20 protein-coding genes are annotated in these 19,711 nt (G+C 64.4%); 9 read left to right on the top strand and 11 right to left on the bottom strand.

Annotated elements, in window-relative coordinates:
* Positions 1–27: 27 nt before the first annotated feature.
* Positions 28–1,509, top strand: coding sequence for an anthranilate synthase component I (trpE, locus tag NMG10_RS14775; RefSeq protein WP_254464605.1), 1,482 nt, complete (start codon positions 28–30; stop codon positions 1,507–1,509).
* Between the two features lie 114 nt (positions 1,510–1,623).
* Here trpE and estP read toward each other — a convergent pair whose 3' ends face one another.
* Complete coding sequence (gene estP / locus NMG10_RS14770) at positions 1,624–3,528, bottom strand: esterase EstP (RefSeq protein WP_232855087.1); 1,905 nt, start codon at positions 3,526–3,528, stop codon at positions 1,624–1,626.
* 376 nt (positions 3,529–3,904) lie between these two features.
* Here estP and NMG10_RS14765 point away from each other — a divergent pair, with 376 nt between their 5' ends.
* The 4 genes from NMG10_RS14765 to NMG10_RS14750 all read left to right on the top strand — a co-directional run bounded on the left by NMG10_RS14765 (position 3,905) and on the right by NMG10_RS14750 (position 7,259).
* Positions 3,905–4,498, top strand: coding sequence for an aminodeoxychorismate/anthranilate synthase component II (locus tag NMG10_RS14765; RefSeq protein ID WP_110734621.1), 594 nt, complete (start codon positions 3,905–3,907; stop codon positions 4,496–4,498).
* Positions 4,499–4,507: 9 nt separating this feature from the next.
* Entirely contained in the window at positions 4,508–5,557 is a 1,050-nt protein-coding gene (trpD, locus tag NMG10_RS14760; RefSeq protein WP_232855088.1) for an anthranilate phosphoribosyltransferase, read from the top strand.
* Entirely contained in the window at positions 5,554–6,387 is an 834-nt protein-coding gene (gene trpC / locus NMG10_RS14755; protein ID WP_232855089.1) for an indole-3-glycerol phosphate synthase TrpC, read from the top strand. Before trpD ends, trpC begins: the two co-directional genes overlap by 4 nt.
* Before the next feature lie 167 nt (positions 6,388–6,554).
* Complete coding sequence (locus NMG10_RS14750) at positions 6,555–7,259, top strand: lipoate--protein ligase family protein (RefSeq protein WP_232855090.1); 705 nt, start codon at positions 6,555–6,557, stop codon at positions 7,257–7,259.
* Here NMG10_RS14750 and crp read toward each other — a convergent pair.
* Entirely contained in the window at positions 7,256–7,900 is a 645-nt protein-coding gene (gene crp, locus NMG10_RS14745; protein ID WP_050703538.1) for a cAMP-activated global transcriptional regulator CRP, read from the bottom strand. The two genes, NMG10_RS14750 and crp, sit on opposite strands and share 4 nt — an antisense overlap.
* Before the next feature lie 190 nt (positions 7,901–8,090).
* On the opposite strand from crp, the gene NMG10_RS14740 reads away from it, so the two are divergent.
* Positions 8,091–8,513: an OsmC family protein gene (locus NMG10_RS14740; RefSeq protein WP_110734630.1), complete on the top strand. Its 423-nt coding sequence runs from the start codon at positions 8,091–8,093 to the stop codon at positions 8,511–8,513.
* 20 nt (positions 8,514–8,533) lie between these two features.
* Here the strand turns inward: NMG10_RS14740 and NMG10_RS14735 are convergent, their stop codons facing one another.
* The 7 genes from NMG10_RS14735 to hemJ form a co-directional block, all read right to left on the bottom strand.
* Positions 8,534–8,953 carry a hypothetical protein gene (locus NMG10_RS14735; protein WP_232855091.1) on the bottom strand — a complete coding sequence of 140 codons (420 nt, stop codon included), beginning with the start codon at positions 8,951–8,953 and terminating at the stop codon, positions 8,534–8,536.
* Positions 8,954–8,961: 8 nt separating this feature from the next.
* Entirely contained in the window at positions 8,962–9,999 is a 1,038-nt protein-coding gene (locus NMG10_RS14730; RefSeq protein WP_232855092.1) for a DUF2157 domain-containing protein, read from the bottom strand.
* 10 nt (positions 10,000–10,009) lie between these two features.
* Positions 10,010–10,657 (bottom strand): 2-polyprenyl-3-methyl-6-methoxy-1,4-benzoquinone monooxygenase, encoded by a 648-nt coding sequence (gene coq7 / locus NMG10_RS14725; RefSeq protein WP_198742874.1) that lies wholly within the window; start codon positions 10,655–10,657, stop codon positions 10,010–10,012.
* Positions 10,658–10,723: 66 nt separating this feature from the next.
* Positions 10,724–11,062 (bottom strand): histidine triad nucleotide-binding protein, encoded by a 339-nt coding sequence (locus tag NMG10_RS14720; RefSeq protein ID WP_110734636.1) that lies wholly within the window; start codon positions 11,060–11,062, stop codon positions 10,724–10,726.
* Between the two features lie 64 nt (positions 11,063–11,126).
* A complete protein-coding gene (locus NMG10_RS14715) occupies positions 11,127–11,909 on the bottom strand; it encodes an SDR family oxidoreductase (protein WP_110734638.1) in 783 nt (260 codons plus the stop codon).
* Between the two features lie 51 nt (positions 11,910–11,960).
* Complete coding sequence (locus tag NMG10_RS14710) at positions 11,961–12,917, bottom strand: nitronate monooxygenase family protein (protein ID WP_232855093.1); 957 nt, start codon at positions 12,915–12,917, stop codon at positions 11,961–11,963.
* A 30-nt stretch (positions 12,918–12,947) separates the two neighbouring features.
* Entirely contained in the window at positions 12,948–13,373 is a 426-nt protein-coding gene (gene hemJ, locus NMG10_RS14705) for a protoporphyrinogen oxidase HemJ (RefSeq protein WP_050703542.1), read from the bottom strand.
* 140 nt (positions 13,374–13,513) lie between these two features.
* On the opposite strand from hemJ, the gene argC reads away from it, so the two are divergent.
* Positions 13,514–14,548 (top strand): N-acetyl-gamma-glutamyl-phosphate reductase, encoded by a 1,035-nt coding sequence (gene argC / locus NMG10_RS14700; RefSeq protein WP_186731668.1) that lies wholly within the window; start codon positions 13,514–13,516, stop codon positions 14,546–14,548.
* A 145-nt stretch (positions 14,549–14,693) separates the two neighbouring features.
* Positions 14,694–15,044 carry an iron-sulfur cluster insertion protein ErpA gene (gene erpA / locus NMG10_RS14695; protein WP_050703544.1) on the top strand — a complete coding sequence of 117 codons (351 nt, stop codon included), beginning with the start codon at positions 14,694–14,696 and terminating at the stop codon, positions 15,042–15,044.
* A 57-nt stretch (positions 15,045–15,101) separates the two neighbouring features.
* Here the strand turns inward: erpA and NMG10_RS14690 are convergent, their stop codons facing one another.
* Both NMG10_RS14690 and NMG10_RS14685 read right to left on the bottom strand, forming a co-directional pair.
* Positions 15,102–16,193 carry an anhydro-N-acetylmuramic acid kinase gene (locus NMG10_RS14690; protein ID WP_232855094.1) on the bottom strand — a complete coding sequence of 364 codons (1,092 nt, stop codon included), beginning with the start codon at positions 16,191–16,193 and terminating at the stop codon, positions 15,102–15,104.
* Between the two features lies 1 nt (position 16,194).
* Complete coding sequence (locus NMG10_RS14685) at positions 16,195–17,610, bottom strand: peptidoglycan DD-metalloendopeptidase family protein (RefSeq protein WP_254464604.1); 1,416 nt, start codon at positions 17,608–17,610, stop codon at positions 16,195–16,197.
* Between the two features lie 212 nt (positions 17,611–17,822).
* Here NMG10_RS14685 and tyrS point away from each other — a divergent pair, with 212 nt between their 5' ends.
* Positions 17,823–19,022: a tyrosine--tRNA ligase gene (gene tyrS / locus NMG10_RS14680; protein ID WP_232855096.1), complete on the top strand. Its 1,200-nt coding sequence runs from the start codon at positions 17,823–17,825 to the stop codon at positions 19,020–19,022.
* Positions 19,023–19,711: the final 689 nt, after the last annotated feature.

Here is a 19,711-nt window from a genome sequence, read left to right as displayed (position 1 = left end):
CCATTGCTGCTTGCCCCGAGGCTACACATGACCCGCGAAGAATTCCTGCGCCTGGCCGCTGCCGGCTACAACCGTATTCCCCTGGCCTGCGAAACCCTGGCCGACTTCGACACGCCGCTGTCGATCTACCTGAAGCTGGCCGACCAGCCCAACTCCTACCTGCTCGAGTCCGTGCAGGGCGGCGAAAAATGGGGCCGCTATTCGATGATCGGCCTGCCGTCGCGCACCGTGCTGCGTGTGCACGGCTACCACGTCAGCATCCTGCAGGATGGCGTCGAGGTGGAAAGCCACGACGTCGAGGATCCGCTGGCCTTCGTCGAGACGTTCAAGGACCGCTACAAGGTCGCCGACATTCCCGGCTTGCCGCGTTTCAACGGCGGCCTGGTGGGCTATTTTGGCTATGACTGCGTGCGTTACGTGGAAAAACGCCTGGGCGCCAGCCCCAATCCGGATCCGCTTGGGGTGCCGGATATCCTGCTGATGGTCTCCGATGCCGTGGTGGTGTTCGACAACCTGGCGGGCAAGATGCACGCCATCGTGCTGGTCGACCCGGCCGAGGCGCAGGCCTTCGAGCAAGGCCAGGCTCGCCTGCAGGGGCTTCTGGACACCCTGCGCCAGCCGATCACTCCGCGTCGTGGCCTGGACCTGAGCGGGCCGATGGCCGCCGAGCCGGCATTCCGCTCCAGCTACACACAAGCCGACTACGAAAACGCCGTGGGCCGCATCAAGGAATACATCCTGGCCGGTGACTGCATGCAGGTGGTGCCGTCCCAGCGCATGTCCATCGACTTCAAGGCCGCGCCCATCGACCTGTACCGGGCGCTGCGCTGCTTCAACCCGACGCCGTACATGTACTTCTTCAATTTCGGCGACTTCCATGTGGTCGGCAGTTCGCCGGAAGTGCTGGTGCGGGTCGAGGACAACCTGGTCACCGTGCGCCCGATCGCCGGTACCCGCCCACGCGGGGCCACCGAAGAAGCCGACCGGGCGCTGGAAGACGACCTGCTGTCGGACGACAAGGAAATCGCCGAGCACCTGATGCTCATCGACCTGGGCCGCAACGACGTGGGCCGGGTGTCGGCCACCGGCAGCGTGCGCCTGACCGAGAAAATGGTGATCGAGCGATACTCGAACGTCATGCATATCGTGTCCAACGTCACCGGCCAACTGCGTGACGGGCTGACGGCCATGGACGCGCTGCGGGCGATCCTGCCGGCCGGTACCCTCTCTGGCGCGCCGAAGATCCGCGCCATGGAGATCATCGACGAGCTGGAGCCGGTCAAGCGCGGCGTCTACGGTGGCGCGGTGGGCTACTTTGCCTGGAACGGCAACATGGACACCGCCATCGCCATCCGCACCGCAGTGATCAAGGACGGCGAACTGCATGTGCAGGCCGGTGGCGGCATCGTCGCCGACTCGGTGCCGGCGCTGGAGTGGGAAGAGACCATCAACAAGCGCCGGGCGATGTTCCGTGCGGTGGCGCTGGCCGAGCAGACCTCCTTCAAGTAGATCGATTGGGGCTGCTTTGCAGCCCATTCGCGGCTAAAGCCGCTCCCACAGATTGGCGTAGTACCTGTAGGAGCGGCTTTAGCCGCGAATGGGCCGCAGAGCGGCCCCAAAGAGCTAGAAGTCGACGCTGACCCCCAGGCTCACCCCTTGCTGGGTCAACTCATCACTCTTGCGCCAGTTATAGTTCCCCCGCAGGTTCACCCCCGGCACCAGTTCATGGCTCAGCCCCAGGCTGGCGCGGGTCAGATTGCTGTGCGGCGTATACCCGGTCAGGGTGAAGTCGTTCGCCGGCAGGCTGGTCAGGTGCAGGCGCAGGTCCTGCTGATCGTCCTCGAACTCGTGCTCGCGGGCCACCTCGGCAAACAGCCTGGTCGTCGGCAGGAGCTGCACGCTCCCCAGCAGGCCGGCCCCCAGCCGGCGCGATGTGCGCTCCTGATCGTCGAAGCCGAGCGCCGTGGAGCGGCCGCTTTTCTCGTCATACCCATCGACCTTGACCCGCGCATAGTCGGCGCTGATGAACGGTGCCAGTTGCCAGCGGCTGCTCTCGGCCGCCAGGTTGTAGCCCACCCGGCCGGTGACGGCCCAGGCTTCGCCATTGGAATCGCCTTTCTCGCTGCGGTCATTCACCCCCAAGGCGAAGGTGCGTTTGAGGTCGCGATAGTCCAGGTGCCCGGCGGTCAGCGCCGCGTCGGCCCACCAGCGATCCTGGCGGAACTGGGCGAAGGCACTGGCAAGGTAGCTGTCGAGCTTGTAGTCGGAATCCTGTTGGCCCACCTCAAGCTTTTGTCGATACACGCCCGCTGCCAGCCCTACGCGCCAGGCGTCATCCAGCCGATAGCTGCCGCCGAGGGTCAGGTTGTAGCCGCGCCCGTCGCCGCTGGCGGCGCTGCGCTGGCTGCCGAAGTCCAGGTCCTGGCCGCCGGTGGCGACGAACGCCTGCCATTGACCGACCGCCTGCCAGGGCGTCTGCCACTGGTTGCGCAGTTCATCCTGGTGGGCGCGGATACTGGCGTGGGCGATTTCCGGCAGCAGGGTCAGTTCCCAGGGCGCGGCGAGGATCGAATAGGCGTAGTCGGCAATCAGTTGCTGACCGGCGATGGTCGGGTGCACCGAGTCGTTGAACAGCAGCCGGGTCGGGTCCGGCGTCGTGCCGTTCGCCCCGTAGACCGGGTTGCCCACGCAGCCGTCGCCGCTGTAGCAGGTGCCGACCAGGTTCTGGTCGGCGGCCAGGCCGAACTGGGCGGGGCTGGCCAGGGCCTCGCGTAGCAGTACTGGGACATTGAGCGGGATGATCTCGGCGTCGATCTGCCCGAGCCGGTTGACCAGCGACTGGTTGAACACGCCGGACAGTTGCGACAGCGGCCCTTGCTGGGGCGTGCCGCTGAAGTTCGGTGTCTGCCCCAGGTCCGGCAGCAGCCAGACCATGATGTAGCGCGCGCCGCCCTGTTGCAGCGCCTGCGCACTGGCCGCCAGGCGGGCACCGGCGGCGGCCGCGTCGGCGGGGCTGTTGACCAGGCCCTGGAGGAAGTCGTTGCCGCCACCGGTCAGGTAGTACAGGGCATTGGGATCGGCCCGCAGGCCGTTGGCCAGGTAACCGTCACGCTCGCGCAGAACCGTGCCGGCGCCGGGTCGACCGGGTGGGATGACGGCTTGCGAGGTGTCGGTGATCGAGTCGAGGATCTGCTGCGTGGTGTAGCCGCCCACGGCCCAATTGTTGCCGTCCGGGGTGCCTTGCAGCTGGTTGGTCAGCGACGTCGAGGGCCCCAGGCTTGTGCCGGAAAAGCCCAGCCTGCCACCCAGGATCATCGGCGACACCGGCGCGTAGTTGCCATTGGCATCGCGGTTGGTGAAGCGCATGCCTGGCGTGCCGCCGGTCAGGTCGGGGAACTGCCCGGCGTCGCTGAGGCTGTCACCGAAGACGATGAGTGATGCGTAGGGGGAGGGCGCGGCCATGATGGCCTGGCTGCAGGCGAGGGCGAGCATGCCGAGGGTGACGTGCAGGAATGGGGTCTTGCGCATGCATGAATATCCTTTTCGTTGTTTTTATTAAGGCAAGCCGCATGAACATAGCAAATCGCCGGTCTTTGCCCAGCATGGCAATGTTTTTCCAGTGTTTAGGGGCATATTGCACCCGCCGCCCCGGTAGGTTACTGTCCCGGAACGTATGAACGAGACCTACCCTGTGTTGATCGTCAGCAAACTCTTGATGCGCGTTATCAAGGCCGTCGCCCGTTGGCGTTGGCGCGCCTGACTTTTTCTCCTGCCGGTTCGCCCGGCCCGTCCCCGTTTGCCTTCCCCACTTGTTCCGTCAACCGCCCCGTGCGGGATCGGCCGCATTCATGAGCGGCAGCGGAAGGCTCGAATCAAAAGTCAGTATTCAAGAGGTTCGTTGCAGATGTTACTGATGATCGACAACTACGACTCCTTCACCTACAACGTCGTGCAGTACCTTGGCGAGCTGGGTGCCGAGGTCAAGGTCATTCGCAATGACGAAATGACCATCGCCCAGATCGAAGCCCTGAACCCCGAGCGCATCGTCGTCTCCCCGGGCCCGTGCACGCCGAGCGAAGCCGGGGTCTCCATCGAGGCCATCCTGCACTTCGCCGGCAAGCTGCCGATCCTGGGCGTCTGCCTGGGCCACCAGTCCATCGGCCAGGCCTTCGGCGGCGACGTGGTGCGCGCCCGCCAGGTGATGCACGGCAAGACCAGCCCGGTGCTGCACCGTGACCTGGGCGTGTTCGCCGGCCTGAACAACCCGCTCACCGTGACCCGCTACCACTCGCTGGTGGTCAAGCGCGAAACCCTGCCCGACTGCCTGGAGGTGACCGCCTGGACCGCCCACGCAGACGGCTCCGTCGACGAAATCATGGGCCTGCGTCATAAAACCCTGAACGTCGAAGGGGTACAGTTCCACCCCGAATCCATCCTCACCGAGCAGGGCCACGAGCTGTTCGCCAATTTCCTCAAGCAGACCGGCGGACGCCGTTAAGGACCGATCATGGATATCAAGACCGCTTTGACCCGTATCGTCGGCCACCTGGATTTGTCCACCGAGGAAATGCGCGACGTCATGCGCCAGATCATGACCGGCCAGTGCAGCGAGGCGCAGATCGGCGCCTTCCTCATGGGCATGCGCATGAAGAGCGAAAGCATCGACGAGATCGTCGGCGCGGTGTCGGTGATGCGTGAGCTGGCCGACAAGGTCGAGCTGAAGACCCTCGACGGCGTGGTCGACATCGTCGGCACAGGCGGTGATGGCGCCAACATCTTCAACGTGTCGACTGCTTCGGCCTTTGTGCTGGCTGCAGCTGGTTGCACCGTGGCCAAGCATGGCAACCGTGCGGTTTCCGGCAAGAGCGGCAGCGCCGATCTGCTGGAAGCCGCCGGTATCTACCTGAACCTGACCCCGGTCCAGGTCGCCCGCTGCATCGATAGCCTCGGCATCGGTTTCATGTTCGCCCAGACCCATCACAGTGCCATGAAGCACGCCGCCGGCCCGCGTCGCGACCTGGGCCTGCGCACCCTGTTCAACATGCTCGGCCCGCTTACGAATCCGGCCGGTGTGAAACACCAGGTGGTCGGGGTCTTCACCCAGGCCCTGTGCCGCCCGTTGGCCGAGGTGCTACAGCGCCTGGGCAGCAAGCATGTGCTGGTGGTGCACTCGAAGGACGGTCTGGACGAGTTCAGCCTGGCCGCGCCGACCTTCGTCGCCGAACTGAAGAATGACCAGATCACCGAGTACTGGGTCGAGCCGGAAGACCTCGGCATGAAGAGCCAGAGCCTGCATGGCCTGGCGGTCGAGGGGCCGCAGGCATCGCTGGAGCTGATCCGTGACGCCCTGGGCCGGCGCAAGACCGAGAACGGCCAGAAGGCCGCCGAGATGATCGTGCTCAACGCTGGCGCGGCGCTGTATGCCGCCGACCACGCGATGACCCTGGCCCAGGGTGTCGAGCTGGCCCACGATGTGCTGCACACCGGGCTGGCCTGGGAGAAACTGCAGGAGCTGGGCGCCTTTACCGCGGTATTCAAGGTGGAGAACGAAGCATGAGCGTACCGACGGTGCTGGAAAGGATCATCGCCCGCAAATTCCAGGAAGTGGCCGAGCGCAGCGCGCGGGTCAGCCTGGCTGAACTCGAGCGCCTGGCCAAGGCGGCCGATGCGTCCCGTGGCTTTGCCAGGGCATTGATCGAGCAGGCTGCGCGCAAGCAGCCTGCGGTGATCGCCGAAATCAAGAAGGCCTCGCCAAGCAAGGGCGTGATCCGCGAAAACTTCCTACCGGCGGAGATTGCCGTCAGCTACGAGAAAGGCGGGGCGACCTGCCTGTCGGTGCTGACCGACGTGGACTACTTCCAGGGTGCCGACGTCTACCTGCAGCAGGCGCGCGCCGCCGTTTCGCTGCCGGTGATCCGCAAGGACTTCATGGTCGATCCGTACCAGATCGTCGAAGCCCGTGCGCTGGGCGCCGACTGCGTGCTGCTGATCGTCTCGGCGCTGGACGACGTGAAGATGGCCGAGCTGGCCGCCACCGCCAAGGACGTCGGCCTCGACGTGTTGGTCGAAGTGCATGACGGTGATGAGCTGGAACGTGCGTTGAAGACCCTCGACACCCCGTTGGTCGGGGTCAACAACCGCAACCTGCATACCTTCGAAGTCAGCCTGGAGACTACCCTCGACCTGCTGCCACGCATCCCCCGCGATCGCCTGGCCATCACCGAGAGCGGCATCCTCAACCGTGCCGATGTCGAGCTGATGGAAATCAACGAGGTGTATTCGTTCCTGGTCGGCGAGGCGTTCATGCGCGCCGAGCAGCCAGGGTTGGAGCTGCAGCGGCTGTTCTTCCCCGAACAGGTGAAGAAGACTGTTCAGCAACTGGACTGATTTAAACGAAGCCGGCGTTACGCCGGCTTTTTTGTAGGCCTGCCCCGGCCCTTTCGCGGGTAAACCCGCTCCCACAGGACTTCTGTCGCTCTCAAGGAGTGTGCAGCACCTGTGGGAGCGGGTTTACCCGCGAAGAGGCCATAGAATCCAACATCAATGGTGGATCAATGACCGATCAACCCCTTGCCCTCACCGTCGAACAAGGCCTGCACGCCGAACAGGACCTGCTGGCCGCCGTCTGCCGCGGCGAGCGCGAATCCGGCGTGCTGTTCTGGCGCCCGACCGACCATGCCCTGGTCATGCCCCGGCGCATGAGCCGCCTGGACAACTTCGAGGCCGCCTGCGCCGAGCTGGCCATCGCCGGCTGGCCGGTGCTGCTGCGCGAAACCGGTGGCGAGCCCGTGCCGCAATCCCATGCGACGGTCAACGTGGCACTGGTCTATGTGGCACCGCGCAGCGAGGGTGACCACGGCCGCATTGAGAATGCCTACGAGCGTCTGTGCCTGCCGCTGTGCGATGTCCTGCGCGAATGGGGCGGTGTCGCTTCGGTGGGGGAGATCGACGGCGCCTTCTGCGATGGCCGCTACAACGTCAACCTCAATGGCCGCAAGCTGGTCGGCACGGCCCAGCGCTGGCGCCAGGGGATGGGGGGCAAGCGCCCGGTGGTGTTGGTGCATGGCGCGCTGTTGCTGGACAACGAGCGCGAATCGATGGTCGCGGCGGTCAACCGCTTCAATGAGTGCTGCGAGCTGGACCAGCGCTGCCGCGCCGACAGCCATATCGCCCTGCACGAGGTGGCGCCTACCGCCCCTTGGTTCGAGCGCTTGAGCCAGGCCTATGAGCAAGTGTTGGCGGAGCTGCCACAGGATTAACGGGTGCCGTAGACCACCATGGTCTTGCCCTTGACCTGCACCAGGCTGCGCTCCTCGAGGTCCTTGAGGACGCGGCCGACCATCTCCCGTGAACAACCGACGATACGACCGATCTCCTGGCGGGTGATCTTGATCTGCATGCCGTCGGGGTGGGTCATGGCGTCGGGTTGCTTGCACAGGTCGAGCAGGCAGCGGGCGACCCGTCCGGTGACATCGAAAAACGCCAGATCGCCGACCTTGCGGGTGGTGTTGCGCAGGCGCTGGGCCATCTGGCTGCCCAGGGCATAGAGGATTTCCGGCTCCAGGCGTACCAGCTCACGGAATTTGTCGTAGCCGATCTCGGCCACTTCGCACTCGGTCTTGGCACGCACCCAGGCGCTGCGTTGATGTTCCTGGCCTGCCGGCTCGAACAGCCCCAGCTCACCGAAGAAATCGCCACTGTTGAGGTAGGCGATGATCATCTCGTGGCCGTCGTCGTCCTCGATCAGGATGGTCACCGAGCCCTTGATGATGAACGACAAGGTCTCGGCCCGGTCGCCGGCACAGATGATGTTGCTTTTGGCGGCATAGCGACGGCGTTGGCAGTGGGCCAGCAGCTTGTCGATGTTCTTGATCTTGGGTGGCAGGGCTGAGGAGACCATCACGAAATCCTGTTCGATGCGACGCATTGGCTTTTTATAGGGGCTGCCTGGCAGCATGCGCCAGTCATTTGGCGCCAGCTTATCAGACACTTCAACTTGAATCGGCACAAAAGCGACGCGGCTTGAGCTTTTCCGACAGCCTCGCAAGGTCTAAGCTGACACCCTTTTACGAGATCGGGAGTCCGGATAGATGAAGGCACGCATCCAGTGGGCCGGTGAAGCGATGTTCCTCGGCGAGTCGGGGAGCGGCCATGTCGTGGTCATGGACGGTCCGCCTGAAGCCGGGGGCCGCAACCTGGGCGTGCGCCCGATGGAGATGCTCCTGCTTGGCCTCGGTGGCTGCAGCAGCTTCGACGTGGTCAGCATTCTCAAGAAGTCGCGCCAGGCCGTGGAAAGCTGCGAGGCCTTCCTGGAAGCCGAACGCGCCAATGAGGACCCCAAGGTGTTCACCAAGATCCACCTCAACTTCGTGGTCAAGGGCCGCGGCTTGAAGGAGGCGCAGGTCAAGCGTGCGGTGGAGCTGTCGGCGGAGAAGTACTGCTCGGCCTCGATCATGCTGGATCGCGCTGGCGTCGAGATCACGCACGGTTACGAAATCGTCGAACTTGGTTGATGTGCAGGAGCGCCTGCTCTTCAGGCGCTCTGTCTGCGCAACTGCTCGATACCCAGCAGCAGTGCGAGCCCTGGGATGAGGGCAAGCAACAACCAATGCGTGTTCATGCCCAGCAGCATGACAAGCTCCAGGCCGCTCCAGGTACTGCCGTAGCTTTCGGCAAAGTTCAGGCATTGCAATTGCGCGACCATGATCGCCAGCAGCACATAAGTGTGGATGAGCGTTCGACGATTGCGGATAAAACAGCCGAACAGCAGAAACAGCAATAGCCCGGGTACGGCGAAGAGCAGCAGTTCCAACGCACTGTTGCTGTCGGGCTCGACGAGATCTGGCAGTTCCAGGCTGAATCCGGTTTGCCTGAGACCGGCGGTCATCAGGCAAACAAAGAGATAGGCAACCAGTATCAGCCCAAGGCCTTGCAGCAGGCGGGCGGTGAGCATGCGAACGCTCAACGCCGCAATGCCGGTAGCAGTTGCAAGAGGCTGGCAGGTATTTTTGCCCGCAGGTGCGCACTCAATGTTTCACGTCGCTTCTGATAGAGCACGCCCAGGCCGATGACCGCGAGGCCGATCAGGGTCAGCACTACCGGGAACAGCAGGGAGTCGGCGAAGACCTCGTAGGAAAGGTGGCCCAGGTAAGCCGCCACACCCATTGCGCCGAACACCATGAACACCGGCCTGCGCAACAGCACGGCCAGGCTCATCAACCCCAGGTTGATCAGGCAGTACAGGAACTTGCCCCATTCACTCCCGCTGTCCAATAGCGTCAGCCCGCCCCAGAATGCCGCCAGCCCGGCCAGGTAGCCCCAGAAGGCATAGTCCCGCGCTGTGCGCCCGTCCACCACGAGAAATACCAGCAGCATGCCAAGGCCAAACCACAGCGACACGGTGCGGCGTTGCTCCCAGTCGAAGACATCGCCATGCAACCATTCGGTGAGGTCCATCGACATGAACCACAAAGCCACGGCAATCGGCATGACGATGAAGGGGAAGGGCACCAGGCGCAGCATCAGCAGGCCGGCCAGCACGGTTGCCGCTTCCATGGCCAGCCAACCACCCTGCACATAGGTGTAGTACTGGTGGTAATCGCCCTGGGCATCCTCCAGTGGCCACCAGCCGACCAACCGCTCAACGGCGAACACCGCCAGTGGAACGATACTGACTGCCACCGCTGCCAGTACTCCCGCAGCAACAGGTTGGCCACGGCGTTGCAGTGACAGGGCAAACAAGGTGATCGCGGCAATATAGAGCAGGGCGATCGTCAGTAGCGCTGAGTCGCCGATGCGCATCCAGGCTTCCGTGAGCAGCCAGCCCATGGCGCCCATGATCAGCAGGGCTCCGAAGTAGAACGCAACGTGAGCCAGCTGGAAGCTGCCGGAGGCCTGCGGTTGCTGGCGCAGGAAGTCCACCAGTGCACGGTCCTGGCCGGGCTGCAGCACCCCGGCGCTCACGGCGCGTGCCAGGTCCCTGGCGTCGAAGCGTGCCATGGCGAGTGCCTCAGATCCGGTAGGTGCTCTTGGTCATGACCTTGGCCAGCAGGCTCATGCCAAAGCGCACGGGGGCCGGAAAACGGTACCCGCCGGCTTCCAGCGCGGATTCGGCGTGGTGCTCCTCGTCGACACGCATCTGCTCGAGGATGGCGCGGGACTTGCCGTCGTGCTCGGGGATCTGCTCCAGGTGTTCGTCCAGGTGCTTGCACACCTGATGCTCGGTGGCGGCGACGAAGCCCAGGCTGACCTTGTCGCTGACCAGCCCGGCGAGGGCGCCGATGCCGAACGACAGGCCGTAGAACACCGGGTTGAGCACGCTGGGGTGGCTGTTGAGCTGGCGAATGCGCTGCTCGCACCAGGCCAGGTGGTCGATTTCTTCTTCCGCCGCATGCTCCATGGCCTTGCGCACCTGGGGCAGCTTGGCGGTCAGGGCCTGGCCCTGGTACAGCGCCTGGGCGCAGACTTCGCCGGTGTGGTTGATGCGCATCAGGCCGGCGATATGGCGGGTCTGCTGCTCGTCGAGTTCGGCGTCCGGCTGGATGATTGCCGGGGATGGGCGGGCGGGTTGGCCGCTGAAGGGCAGCAAGGTGCGCATGGCGGTATCGGCCTGCAGCAACAAGCGGTCGAGCGGCGAGTAGTGACGTTCGGTAGCCATCGGGCACCTCCGCTGAAGTGATGCCCGACAGTCTACCTCAATACCCCTGGGCAGGCTTGCCTTGGATCAGCCCGGCGGCCAGTGCATCTGGCGCTGGCCAAGCACGTGCATGTGGATGTGGTAGACGGTCTGGCCGCCCTGCTCGTTGCAGTTCATCACCACGCGGAAGCCCTCTTCGCAGCCGAGTTCCCGGGCCAGGCGCTGGGCGGTGAACAGGATGTGGCCCGCCAGGCCTTTGTCCTCTTCGGTCAGGTCATTGAGGGTGCGGATGTGTTTCTTCGGGATGACCAGGAAATGGACCGGGGCCTGGGGGGCGATATCGTGGAAGGCCAGGACCTGGTCGTCTTCGTAGATGATCTTCGCCGGGATCTCCCGGTTGATGATTCTGAGGAATAAATCGTCCACAGCACGTGCTCCATGGTGAGTGTCGGGGCTGAGTGTACTGAGCCCGCCGCCGCTCGCCCAGTGGCTATTCCATGCCGATCGGGCAATAGCGGCGATGGATCATCCCGGCCAGCTTGCGTGTCAGCCAGCGCGGCAGCAGGCGCGGGGCGAAGGCCAGCCAGCGGTTGCGCCGGCCGGGCAGGATCAGCGCGCGGTTGCGGTCCAGGGCACGGACGGTGTACAGGGCGATTTCCTCGGGGCTCAGGCAGCGGCTGTTGCCGTCGAGCCGGGGGATGCGGCGCCTGGCCGAGCGCACCGGCCCCGGGCACAGCACCGAGACCTTGATCCCGGTCCGTCGCAGTTCCTCGCGCAGGGCCTCGGAGAAACTCAGCACATAGGCCTTGCTCGCCGCGTAGGCAGCCATCCACGGGCCTGGTGCGACGCCGGCCAGCCCCGCGACGTTGAGGATCTGCCCACCGCCCTGGATCGCCATCAGGTTGCCAATGGCGTGGCACAGGCGGCTCAGGGCGAGGATATTGACCTCGAGCAGGTCCTGTTCATCGGCCCACTCATGGGCCAGGAACGGCCCATAGGTACGCTGCCCCGCGCAATTCACCAGCAGGTCGATGCGCCGCTCGCCTTCCTCCAGCTCGAGGACGAAGCCAGACAGGCGTAGAGGCTGGCTGAGGTCGCAGGCACGGAACAGCACTTCCACGCCAAAGCGTTGGGTGAGCTCGATGGCCACCGGCTCCAGCGTCTCGCGCTGGCGCGCCACCAGGATCAGGTTGCGCCCGCGCCGTGCCAGGGCTTCCGCCAGGGCCAGGCCCAGGCCGCTGGAAGCTCCGGTGATCATGGCGTAACGGGTCATGCAAGGCTCCTGGGGCGAAAGGGGCGCCTAGTTTACAGCGTGGCCGAATTGCTACAAGGCATTGCCGTGCAGCTGCTGGCTACGCTCCAGGGCTGTCCGGTATTCGTTGTGCAAGCGCCCGATCAGTTCGCCGGCCGTGGGCAGGTCATGGATCTCACCGACCCCCTGGCCGGCCGACCAGACGGTCTTCCAGGCCTTGGCCTCTTCATCCAGGGGTTTGAGCTTGCCGGCTTCATGGCCACTCTTCAGTGCCGCCAGGTCGTAGCCGGCCTGCTCCAGGCTCTGGCGCAGGAAACTGGCGGGGATGCCGGACACCGCCGGGGTATGCACGATATCGGCGGCCCCGGCACCCAGGATCATCTGCTTGTAGGCGTCCTGGGCCTGGCTCTCGCGGGTGGCGATGAAGCGGGTGCCCATGTAGCCGAGGTCGGCCCCCAGCAATTGCGCGGCCAGCAGTTCATGGCCATGGTTCAGGCAACCGGCCAGCAGCAGGGTCTTGTCGAAGAACTGGCGGATCTCCGCGACCAGGGCGAACGGGCTCCAGGTCCCGGCATGCCCGCCGGCGCCGGCGGCCACGGCGATCAGCCCGTCGACGCCGGCCTCAGCGGCCTTCTCGGCGTGGCGACGGGTGGTCACGTCATGGAACACCAGGCCACCATAGCCGTGCACCGCATCGACCACCTCCTTCACCGCGCCGAGGCTGGTGATGACGATGGGCACCCGATGCTCGACGCACAGTGTCAGGTCGGCCTGCAGGCGCGGATTGGTCGGGTGCACGATCAGGTTGACCGCATAGGGCGCGGGCGCCTGCAGCTCGGCCAGCCCGGCCTCGATCTCCTCCAGCCAGGCCTTGAACCCTGCGCTGTCACGCTGGTTCAGGGCAGGGAAGCTGCCCACCACGCCATTGGCGCAGCAGGCGAGCACCAGCCGGGGGTTGGAGATCAGGAACATCGGCGCCGCCACCAGGGGCAGGCGCAGGCGTTGTTCGAGCGAGGCGGGCAGGGACATGGCGAAACTCCTGTAGGCGGGTGGATATCGTCAGAACGGTTTGACCACCACGAGAATTACGACGCCCAGCAGCATCAGCACCGGTGCCTCGTTGAACCAGCGGTAGTACACATGGCTGCGGGTGTTGGTGCCGGCGGCGAAGCGTTTGCGCTGGGCGCCGCACATGTGATGGTAGACGGTGAGCAGGGCCACCAGGGTGAGCTTGGCGTGCAGCCAGCCCTGGCTCAGCCAGCCGGGGTTCAGGTACAGCATCCAGCCGCCGAACACATAGGTGGCGATCATCGCCGGGTTCATGATGCCCCGGTACAGCTTGCGCTCCATGGTGGTGAAGCGCTCGAGGCTGATGCTGTCCTGGCTCTGGGCGTGATAGACGAACAGGCGTGGCAGGTAGAACAGGCCGGCGAACCAGCAGACCACGCTGACGATATGCAGCGCCTTGATCCATAGATAGAGCATGGGGAGTTCCTTCAGGTTTTCACGGTCGTCAGATAGTAGAGGCCAAGGGCCCGAAGGGTCATCCCAAGAGTTGTTACAGGCGCCCTTGGCCCCTATTATCGTGCGTTTTCCAGTGGTCTCGTTGATAAGGGGCAAGCGTCATGATCAAGGTCGGTATCGTCGGCGGCACGGGTTACACCGGTGTCGAACTGCTGCGTCTGTTGGCGCAGCACCCACAGGCCGAAGTGGCGGTCATCACTTCGCGCTCCGAAGCGGGCGTGGCGGTTGCCGACATGTACCCGAACCTGCGCGGCCATTACGATGGCCTGGCGTTCAGCGTGCCGGACAGCAAGACCCTGGCGGCCTGCGACGTGGTGTTCTTCGCCACGCCCCACGGCGTTGCCCACGCCCTGGCGGGTGAGCTGCTGGCGGCCGGCACCAAGGTCATCGACCTGTCCGCCGACTTCCGCCTGCAGGACGCCGCCGAATGGGGCAAGTGGTACGGCCAGCCCCATGGTGCGCCCGAGCTGCTCAAGGACGCCGTCTACGGCTTGCCCGAGGTGAACCGCGAGAAGATCCGCCAGGCGCGCCTGATTGCCGTGCCGGGTTGCTACCCGACCGCCACCCAGCTGGGCTTGCTGCCACTGCTGGAAGCCGGCCTGGCCGACCCGTCGCGACTGATCGCCGACTGCAAGTCGGGCGTCAGCGGTGCCGGCCGCGGCGCTGCGGTAGGTTCGCTGTTCTGCGAGGCCGGTGAAAGCATGAAGGCTTACGCGGTCAAGGGCCACCGTCACCTGCCGGAGATCAGCCAGGGCCTGCGCCAGGCGGCGGGCAAGGACATCGGCCTGACTTTCGTGCCGCACCTGACCCCGATGATCCGTGGCATCCATGCCACCCTGTACGCGACGGTCGCCGATACCTCGGTCGACCTGCAGGCGTTGTTCGAGAAACGCTACGCCAACGAACCGTTCGTCGACGTCATGCCGGCCGGCAGCCACCCGGAAACCCGCAGCGTGCGCGGTGCCAACGTCTGCCGCATCGCCGTGCACCGGCCTCAGGGCGGTGACCTGGTGGTGGTGCTGTCGGTGATCGACAACCTGGTCAAGGGCGCGTCGGGCCAGGCGGTGCAGAACCTCAACATCCTGTTCGGTCTCGACGAGCGCATGGGCTTGTCCCACGCCGGGCTGCTGCCGTAAGCCGGCCGTCGTTGCCAAGACCCGCCTCGTGCGGGCCTTTTTCATGGGGGCGACTAAAGCCGCACAATTCTTGACCGATTTTCTCGGACAAGCGGATAATACCCGCCATCGAGTTTTATGGCGGCACTGCGCCGGGAGAATCAACATGAGCGTCGAAACCTTCACCCCCACGGCTTTGGAGTTCACTCCCGGGGCTGCGCACAAGGTGAAAACCCTGGTCAGCGAAGAGGGCAACGAGCGGCTGAAGCTGCGTGTGTTCGTGACCGGCGGCGGCTGCTCGGGCTTCCAGTATGGTTTCACCTTTGATGAAGACGTGGCCGACGACGACACCATCGTCGAGCGCGAAGGTGTTGCGCTGGTCGTCGACCCGATGAGCTACCAGTACCTGGCGGGCGCCGAAGTCGACTACCAGGAAGGCCTGGAAGGTTCGCGCTTCGTGATCAAGAACCCGAACGCCACCACTACCTGCGGTTGCGGTTCGTCGTTCTCGATCTGATCCGCGCCCCGCTGTGAAAACGCCGCGCAATTGCGCGGCGTTTTGCATTCTGGGGGGTCAGGCGGGGTAGATCGCGCCGAGGATGCGCAGGCCGCGGGCGGCGGTCACGCTGGGGCGGTTGGCCGGGATGCCCTCCAGGCAGCAATGGGCCAGCCAGGCGAAGGCCATGGCCTCAACCCAGTCGGGGTCCACGCCATGTGCCGCGGTGCTGGCGACCTTGGCGCTCGGCAGCAGGGCCGCCAGGCGCGCCATCAATGCGCCGTTGCGCGCACCTCCACCACAGACCAGCAAGGCCTCGGTGCCGTCCTGGGCCTGGCGCAGCGAGTCGATGATGCTGCTCGCCGTCAGTTCCAGCAGGGTGGCCTGGACATCTTCGTCACGGTACGCCGGCAGGCGCCCCAGATGCGCGTCCAGCCAGGGCAGGTTGAAGACCTCGCGGCCGGTGCTCTTCGGGCCGTTGCCGGCGAAGAACGGGTCGCTCAGCAAAGCGTTCAGCAGGTCCTGGCGGACGCTGCCGCTGGCCCCCCAGGCGCCATTGGCATCGAAGGCCTGGCCCCGTTTGCGTTCGATCCATGCGTCCAGCAGCACGTTACCCGGGCCGCAGTCGAAGCCGTGTACCGGTTGGTCGCGCTCGATCAGGCTCAGGTTGCTGAAGCCCCCCACGTTGAGGATTGCCAGGCGCTGGCCGAGGTGACCGAACAACGATTCGTGGAATGCCGGTACCAAGGGCGCACCCTGGCCGCCAGCTGCCACGTCGCGGCGGCGAAAATCGCCTACTACGCAAATACCGGTGAGCTCGGCCAGCAGGGCCGGGTTGCCGATCTGCACGGTAAAGCCACGGGCCGGCTCATGGCGAACCGTCTGGCCGTGGCTGCCGATGGCGCGGATGGCGTCGGGCGCCAGGCCCTGGGTGGTCAGCAGGTGATTGATGCCCTGTGCTGCCAGGGTGGCCCAGCGGTTTTCCGCCAGGGCCGCACGGGCGATCTCGTCGGGGCCGCTGGCGCAGAGGCCGAGCAGGTCCTGGCGCAGGTCGACGGGCATGGGGATGTAATGGGTGGCGAGCAGCCGTAGCTGCTCGTGTTGCTCGATCAGGGCGATGTCCAGGCCGTCGAGGCTGGTGCCGGACATCACCCCCAGGTAGAGCGCCATGTCAGCGCTTGTTGGCGGCGAGCAGGGTGGCCTTTTCCTGATCCATGCGGGCGATCAGGGGCTGGCTCTGCTGGTTGAAACGCTGGCGCTCGGCCTTGGCGATCGGGTCGGCCATCGGCACCTTCTGGCTCAGCGGGTCGACGTGCACGCCGTTGACCTGGAACTCGTAGTGCAGGTGCGGGCCGGTCGACAAACCGGTGGTGCCGATATAGCCGATGATCTGCCCCTGCTTGACGCTGGAACCGGTCTTGATGCCCTTGGCGAAGCCCTGCATATGGCCGTAGAGCGTCTTGTACGAATTGCCATGGGCGATGATCACGGTGTTGCCGTAGCCGCCGCGGCGGCCAGCCAGCTCGATGCGACCGTCGCCGGCGGCCTTGATCGGCGTGCCGCGTGGCGCGGCGTAGTCGACGCCCTTGTGCGCACGGATCTTGTTGAGGATCGGGTGCTTGCGCCCGGCCGAGAAGCGCGAGCTGATGCGGGCGAAGTCCACCGGGGTGCGGATGAACGCCTTGCGCAGGCTGTTGCCGTCGGCGGTGTAGTAGTTGGTGTTGCCCTGCTTGTTGGTGTAGCGCACGGCGGTGTAGGTCTTGCCGCGGTTGGTGAAGCGGGCGGAGAGGATGTTGCCGGTGCCGACCACCTTGCCGTCCATCATCTTCTGCTCGTAGACCACGTCGAATTCGTCGCCAGGGCGGATGTCCTGGGCGAAGTCGATGTCGTAGCCGAGGATCCGCGCCATGTCCATGGTCATGCTGTGGGACAGGCCGGCGCGCTGGGCGGAGGCGGACAGCGAGCTCTTGATCACGCCATGGGCGTAGGCGGTACGGACCACCGGCTTGCTGACCTCGCGTTCGAAGGCGAAGCCCTTGTCGGTCCTGTTCAGGCGGATGGTCTCGAGGTTGCTGACCTTGCTGTGCAGGCTGGTCAGCTGGCCGTCCTTGTCCAGTTCGAACTGCAGCACCTGGCCGTGCTTGAGCTGGCTGAACTGCTTGGCCTGCTTGTTGCTCGCCAGGACGCCATGGACGGCGTTGGCCGGCAGGCCGACCTTGTTGAACAGGGTGGAAAGCGTATCGCCGCGGCTGACCACTACTTCACGGTGGCCTGGGGCCTTCTCTTCCGGCTTGGCGGCGGGGGCCGGTGTCGGCTCCGCCTTGGCGGTCTCGGGCTCGGCGCCGTCGATCTGGGCGAATGGCGAGTCGCTGCCCTGTCCTGCCTCTACCAGGGGGGCGCTGCGGGACTCGTCCTTGAGCTGTTCTGCCGGGCTTTCGAGCTCCAGGCTGAGGGTGGTTTTCTTGGCTTCCACTTCGCTGGAAGGGAAGACCAGCAAGGCCAGGCTGAGGAGAGCGGCAATGCCGCTTGCGGCCAACAGATGGCTTTTCGGATAAAGCGGGGGCGCTTTAGGCGTTTCGTTGGTCATAGATAAGGTGACTTTGAAAAGGTGAAATGGAAAAGATGAATGACATGATGAAGATGAAATAACTGTATAAAATATAACCAAATCCATTCGCACGCAAGGGCGCGTAGACGTTGCGGTGCGCCGTTCGGGTCACAATCCTTTGCGAAACTTGTATTTGATGGCCGATCTTGTATGGTTGGCTCCCCTTGAATCCTAGCGTTGCGGGTCTGTCTATGAAGTCGGTTGAAGAGCAGCTGGCGCTTATCAAGCGCGGTGCGGAAGAGGTACTGGTCGAATCGGAACTGGTGGAGAAGCTCAAGCGCGGCCAGCCGCTGCGCATCAAGGCGGGCTTCGATCCAACCGCGCCCGACCTGCATCTGGGGCACACGGTGCTGATCAACAAGCTGCGCCAGTTCCAGGAGCTGGGGCATCAGGTCATCTTCCTGATCGGCGACTTCACCGGCATGATCGGCGACCCGAGCGGCAAGAGCGCCACCCGCCCACCGCTGACCCGCGAGCAGGTGCTGGATAACGCCGAGACCTACAAGCAGCAAGTGTTCAAGATCCTCGACCCGGCGAAGACCGAGGTGGCGTTCAACTCCACCTGGATGGACAAGCTCACGCCTGCCGACTTCATTCGCCTGGCCTCGCAGTACACCGTGGCGCGCATGCTCGAGCGCGACGACTTCGACAAGCGCTACACCACCAACCAGCCGATCGCGATCCATGAGTTCCTCTATCCGCTGGTGCAGGGTTACGACTCCGTCGCCTTGAAGGCCGATGTCGAACTGGGCGGCACCGACCAGAAGTTCAACCTGCTGATGGGGCGCGAGTTGCAGCGCGCCTACGGTCAGGAGGCGCAGAACATCGTCACCATGCCGCTGCTCGAAGGGCTGGATGGCGTGAAGAAGATGTCCAAGTCGTTGGGCAATTATGTCGGTATCCAGGAAGCGCCTGGGGTGATGTACAGCAAGCTTGTGTCGATTCCCGACACCTTGATGTGGCGTTACTTCGAGCTGCTGAGCTTCCGTTCGATGGAAGAGATCGATCAGTTCCGGGCGGATGTCGAGAACGGCGTCAACCCGCGCGACATCAAGATCAAGCTGGCCGAGGAGATCGTGGCTCGCTTCCATGGTGAAGAGGCTGCGGCCAATGCGCACCGTGCCGCGGGCAACCGCATGAAGGAAGGCGAGTTGCCGGAGGATCTGCCGGAGATCGAAGTGGCCGCTGTTGAAGATCTGCCGATCGCTGCTGTGTTGAACCGGGCTGGCCTGGTGAAGAACTCGGCGCAGGCGCGAGATCTGCTCGGCGCCGGTGCGGTCAAGGTGGATGGTGTGGTGGTCGACCGTGACTTCATGTTTGTGGTTGGTGCGACCCATGTGTGCCAGGCGGGCAAGAAGGCGTTTGCCCGGGTCAGCCTCAAGGCGGAGTGATCGCCTGGTGGTGTAGCTATATAGAAGCGGGGAGGCCGGTAGGTCTCCCCGCTTTTGTTTTTGGGGGTTGCTTATATAGGTGTCGGGGCTGGAGGGTGCCTGTCTTGGGGTTGTGTTGTTTGGGCGAGGGGTTGGGTTTCGAGGTGTTCGCCTTGGGATTGTGTTGTGTTTCAGAGGTGTTCGCCGAAGATTCTCTGGCGCCTATGAGATCGAGCGCCGCCCGCGCGGCGCATCGCGGCACAAGGCCGCTCCTACATCTGTTTCGGGCCAATTGTTCCTGGGAGTGAGGCGGCGCCTGCCTTGGTGCATGCCTCAAGTCGTGCGGAGCGGCAGTGGTGCCCACGCCGAAACCGCGTCGTGCCAACAAGGCTGGCAACCATGGCCTGACAGGTTCGGCACGTTGCAACAAATGTAGGAGCGGCCTTGTGCCGCGATGCGCCGCGCGGGCGGCGCTCGGTCTGATAGGCGCTGCAAGGCTCTCGGTGAACACCTAGAGGCCCTGACGCGGTCCTTTTCATATTCCTGAAATAAAAGGTTGACGCCCTCTCAGATCCCCTTATAATGCGCCCCACTTCCGACGTAGTCGAAACGAAAAATCTCTTGTTAATCAAAAGGTTGAATGTTTCAGGTAGTATCGGAGGTGCTTCGATCACTTGATCGGCAGCGGTGAAAAAGGCAGTTGACAGCAA

The organism is Pseudomonas sp. DVZ6 (genome assembly GCF_024259445.1).
Classification (GTDB): Bacteria; Pseudomonadota; Gammaproteobacteria; order Pseudomonadales; family Pseudomonadaceae; genus Aquipseudomonas; species Aquipseudomonas peradeniyensis.
This window is presented reverse-complemented; position numbering and strand designations above follow the sequence as displayed.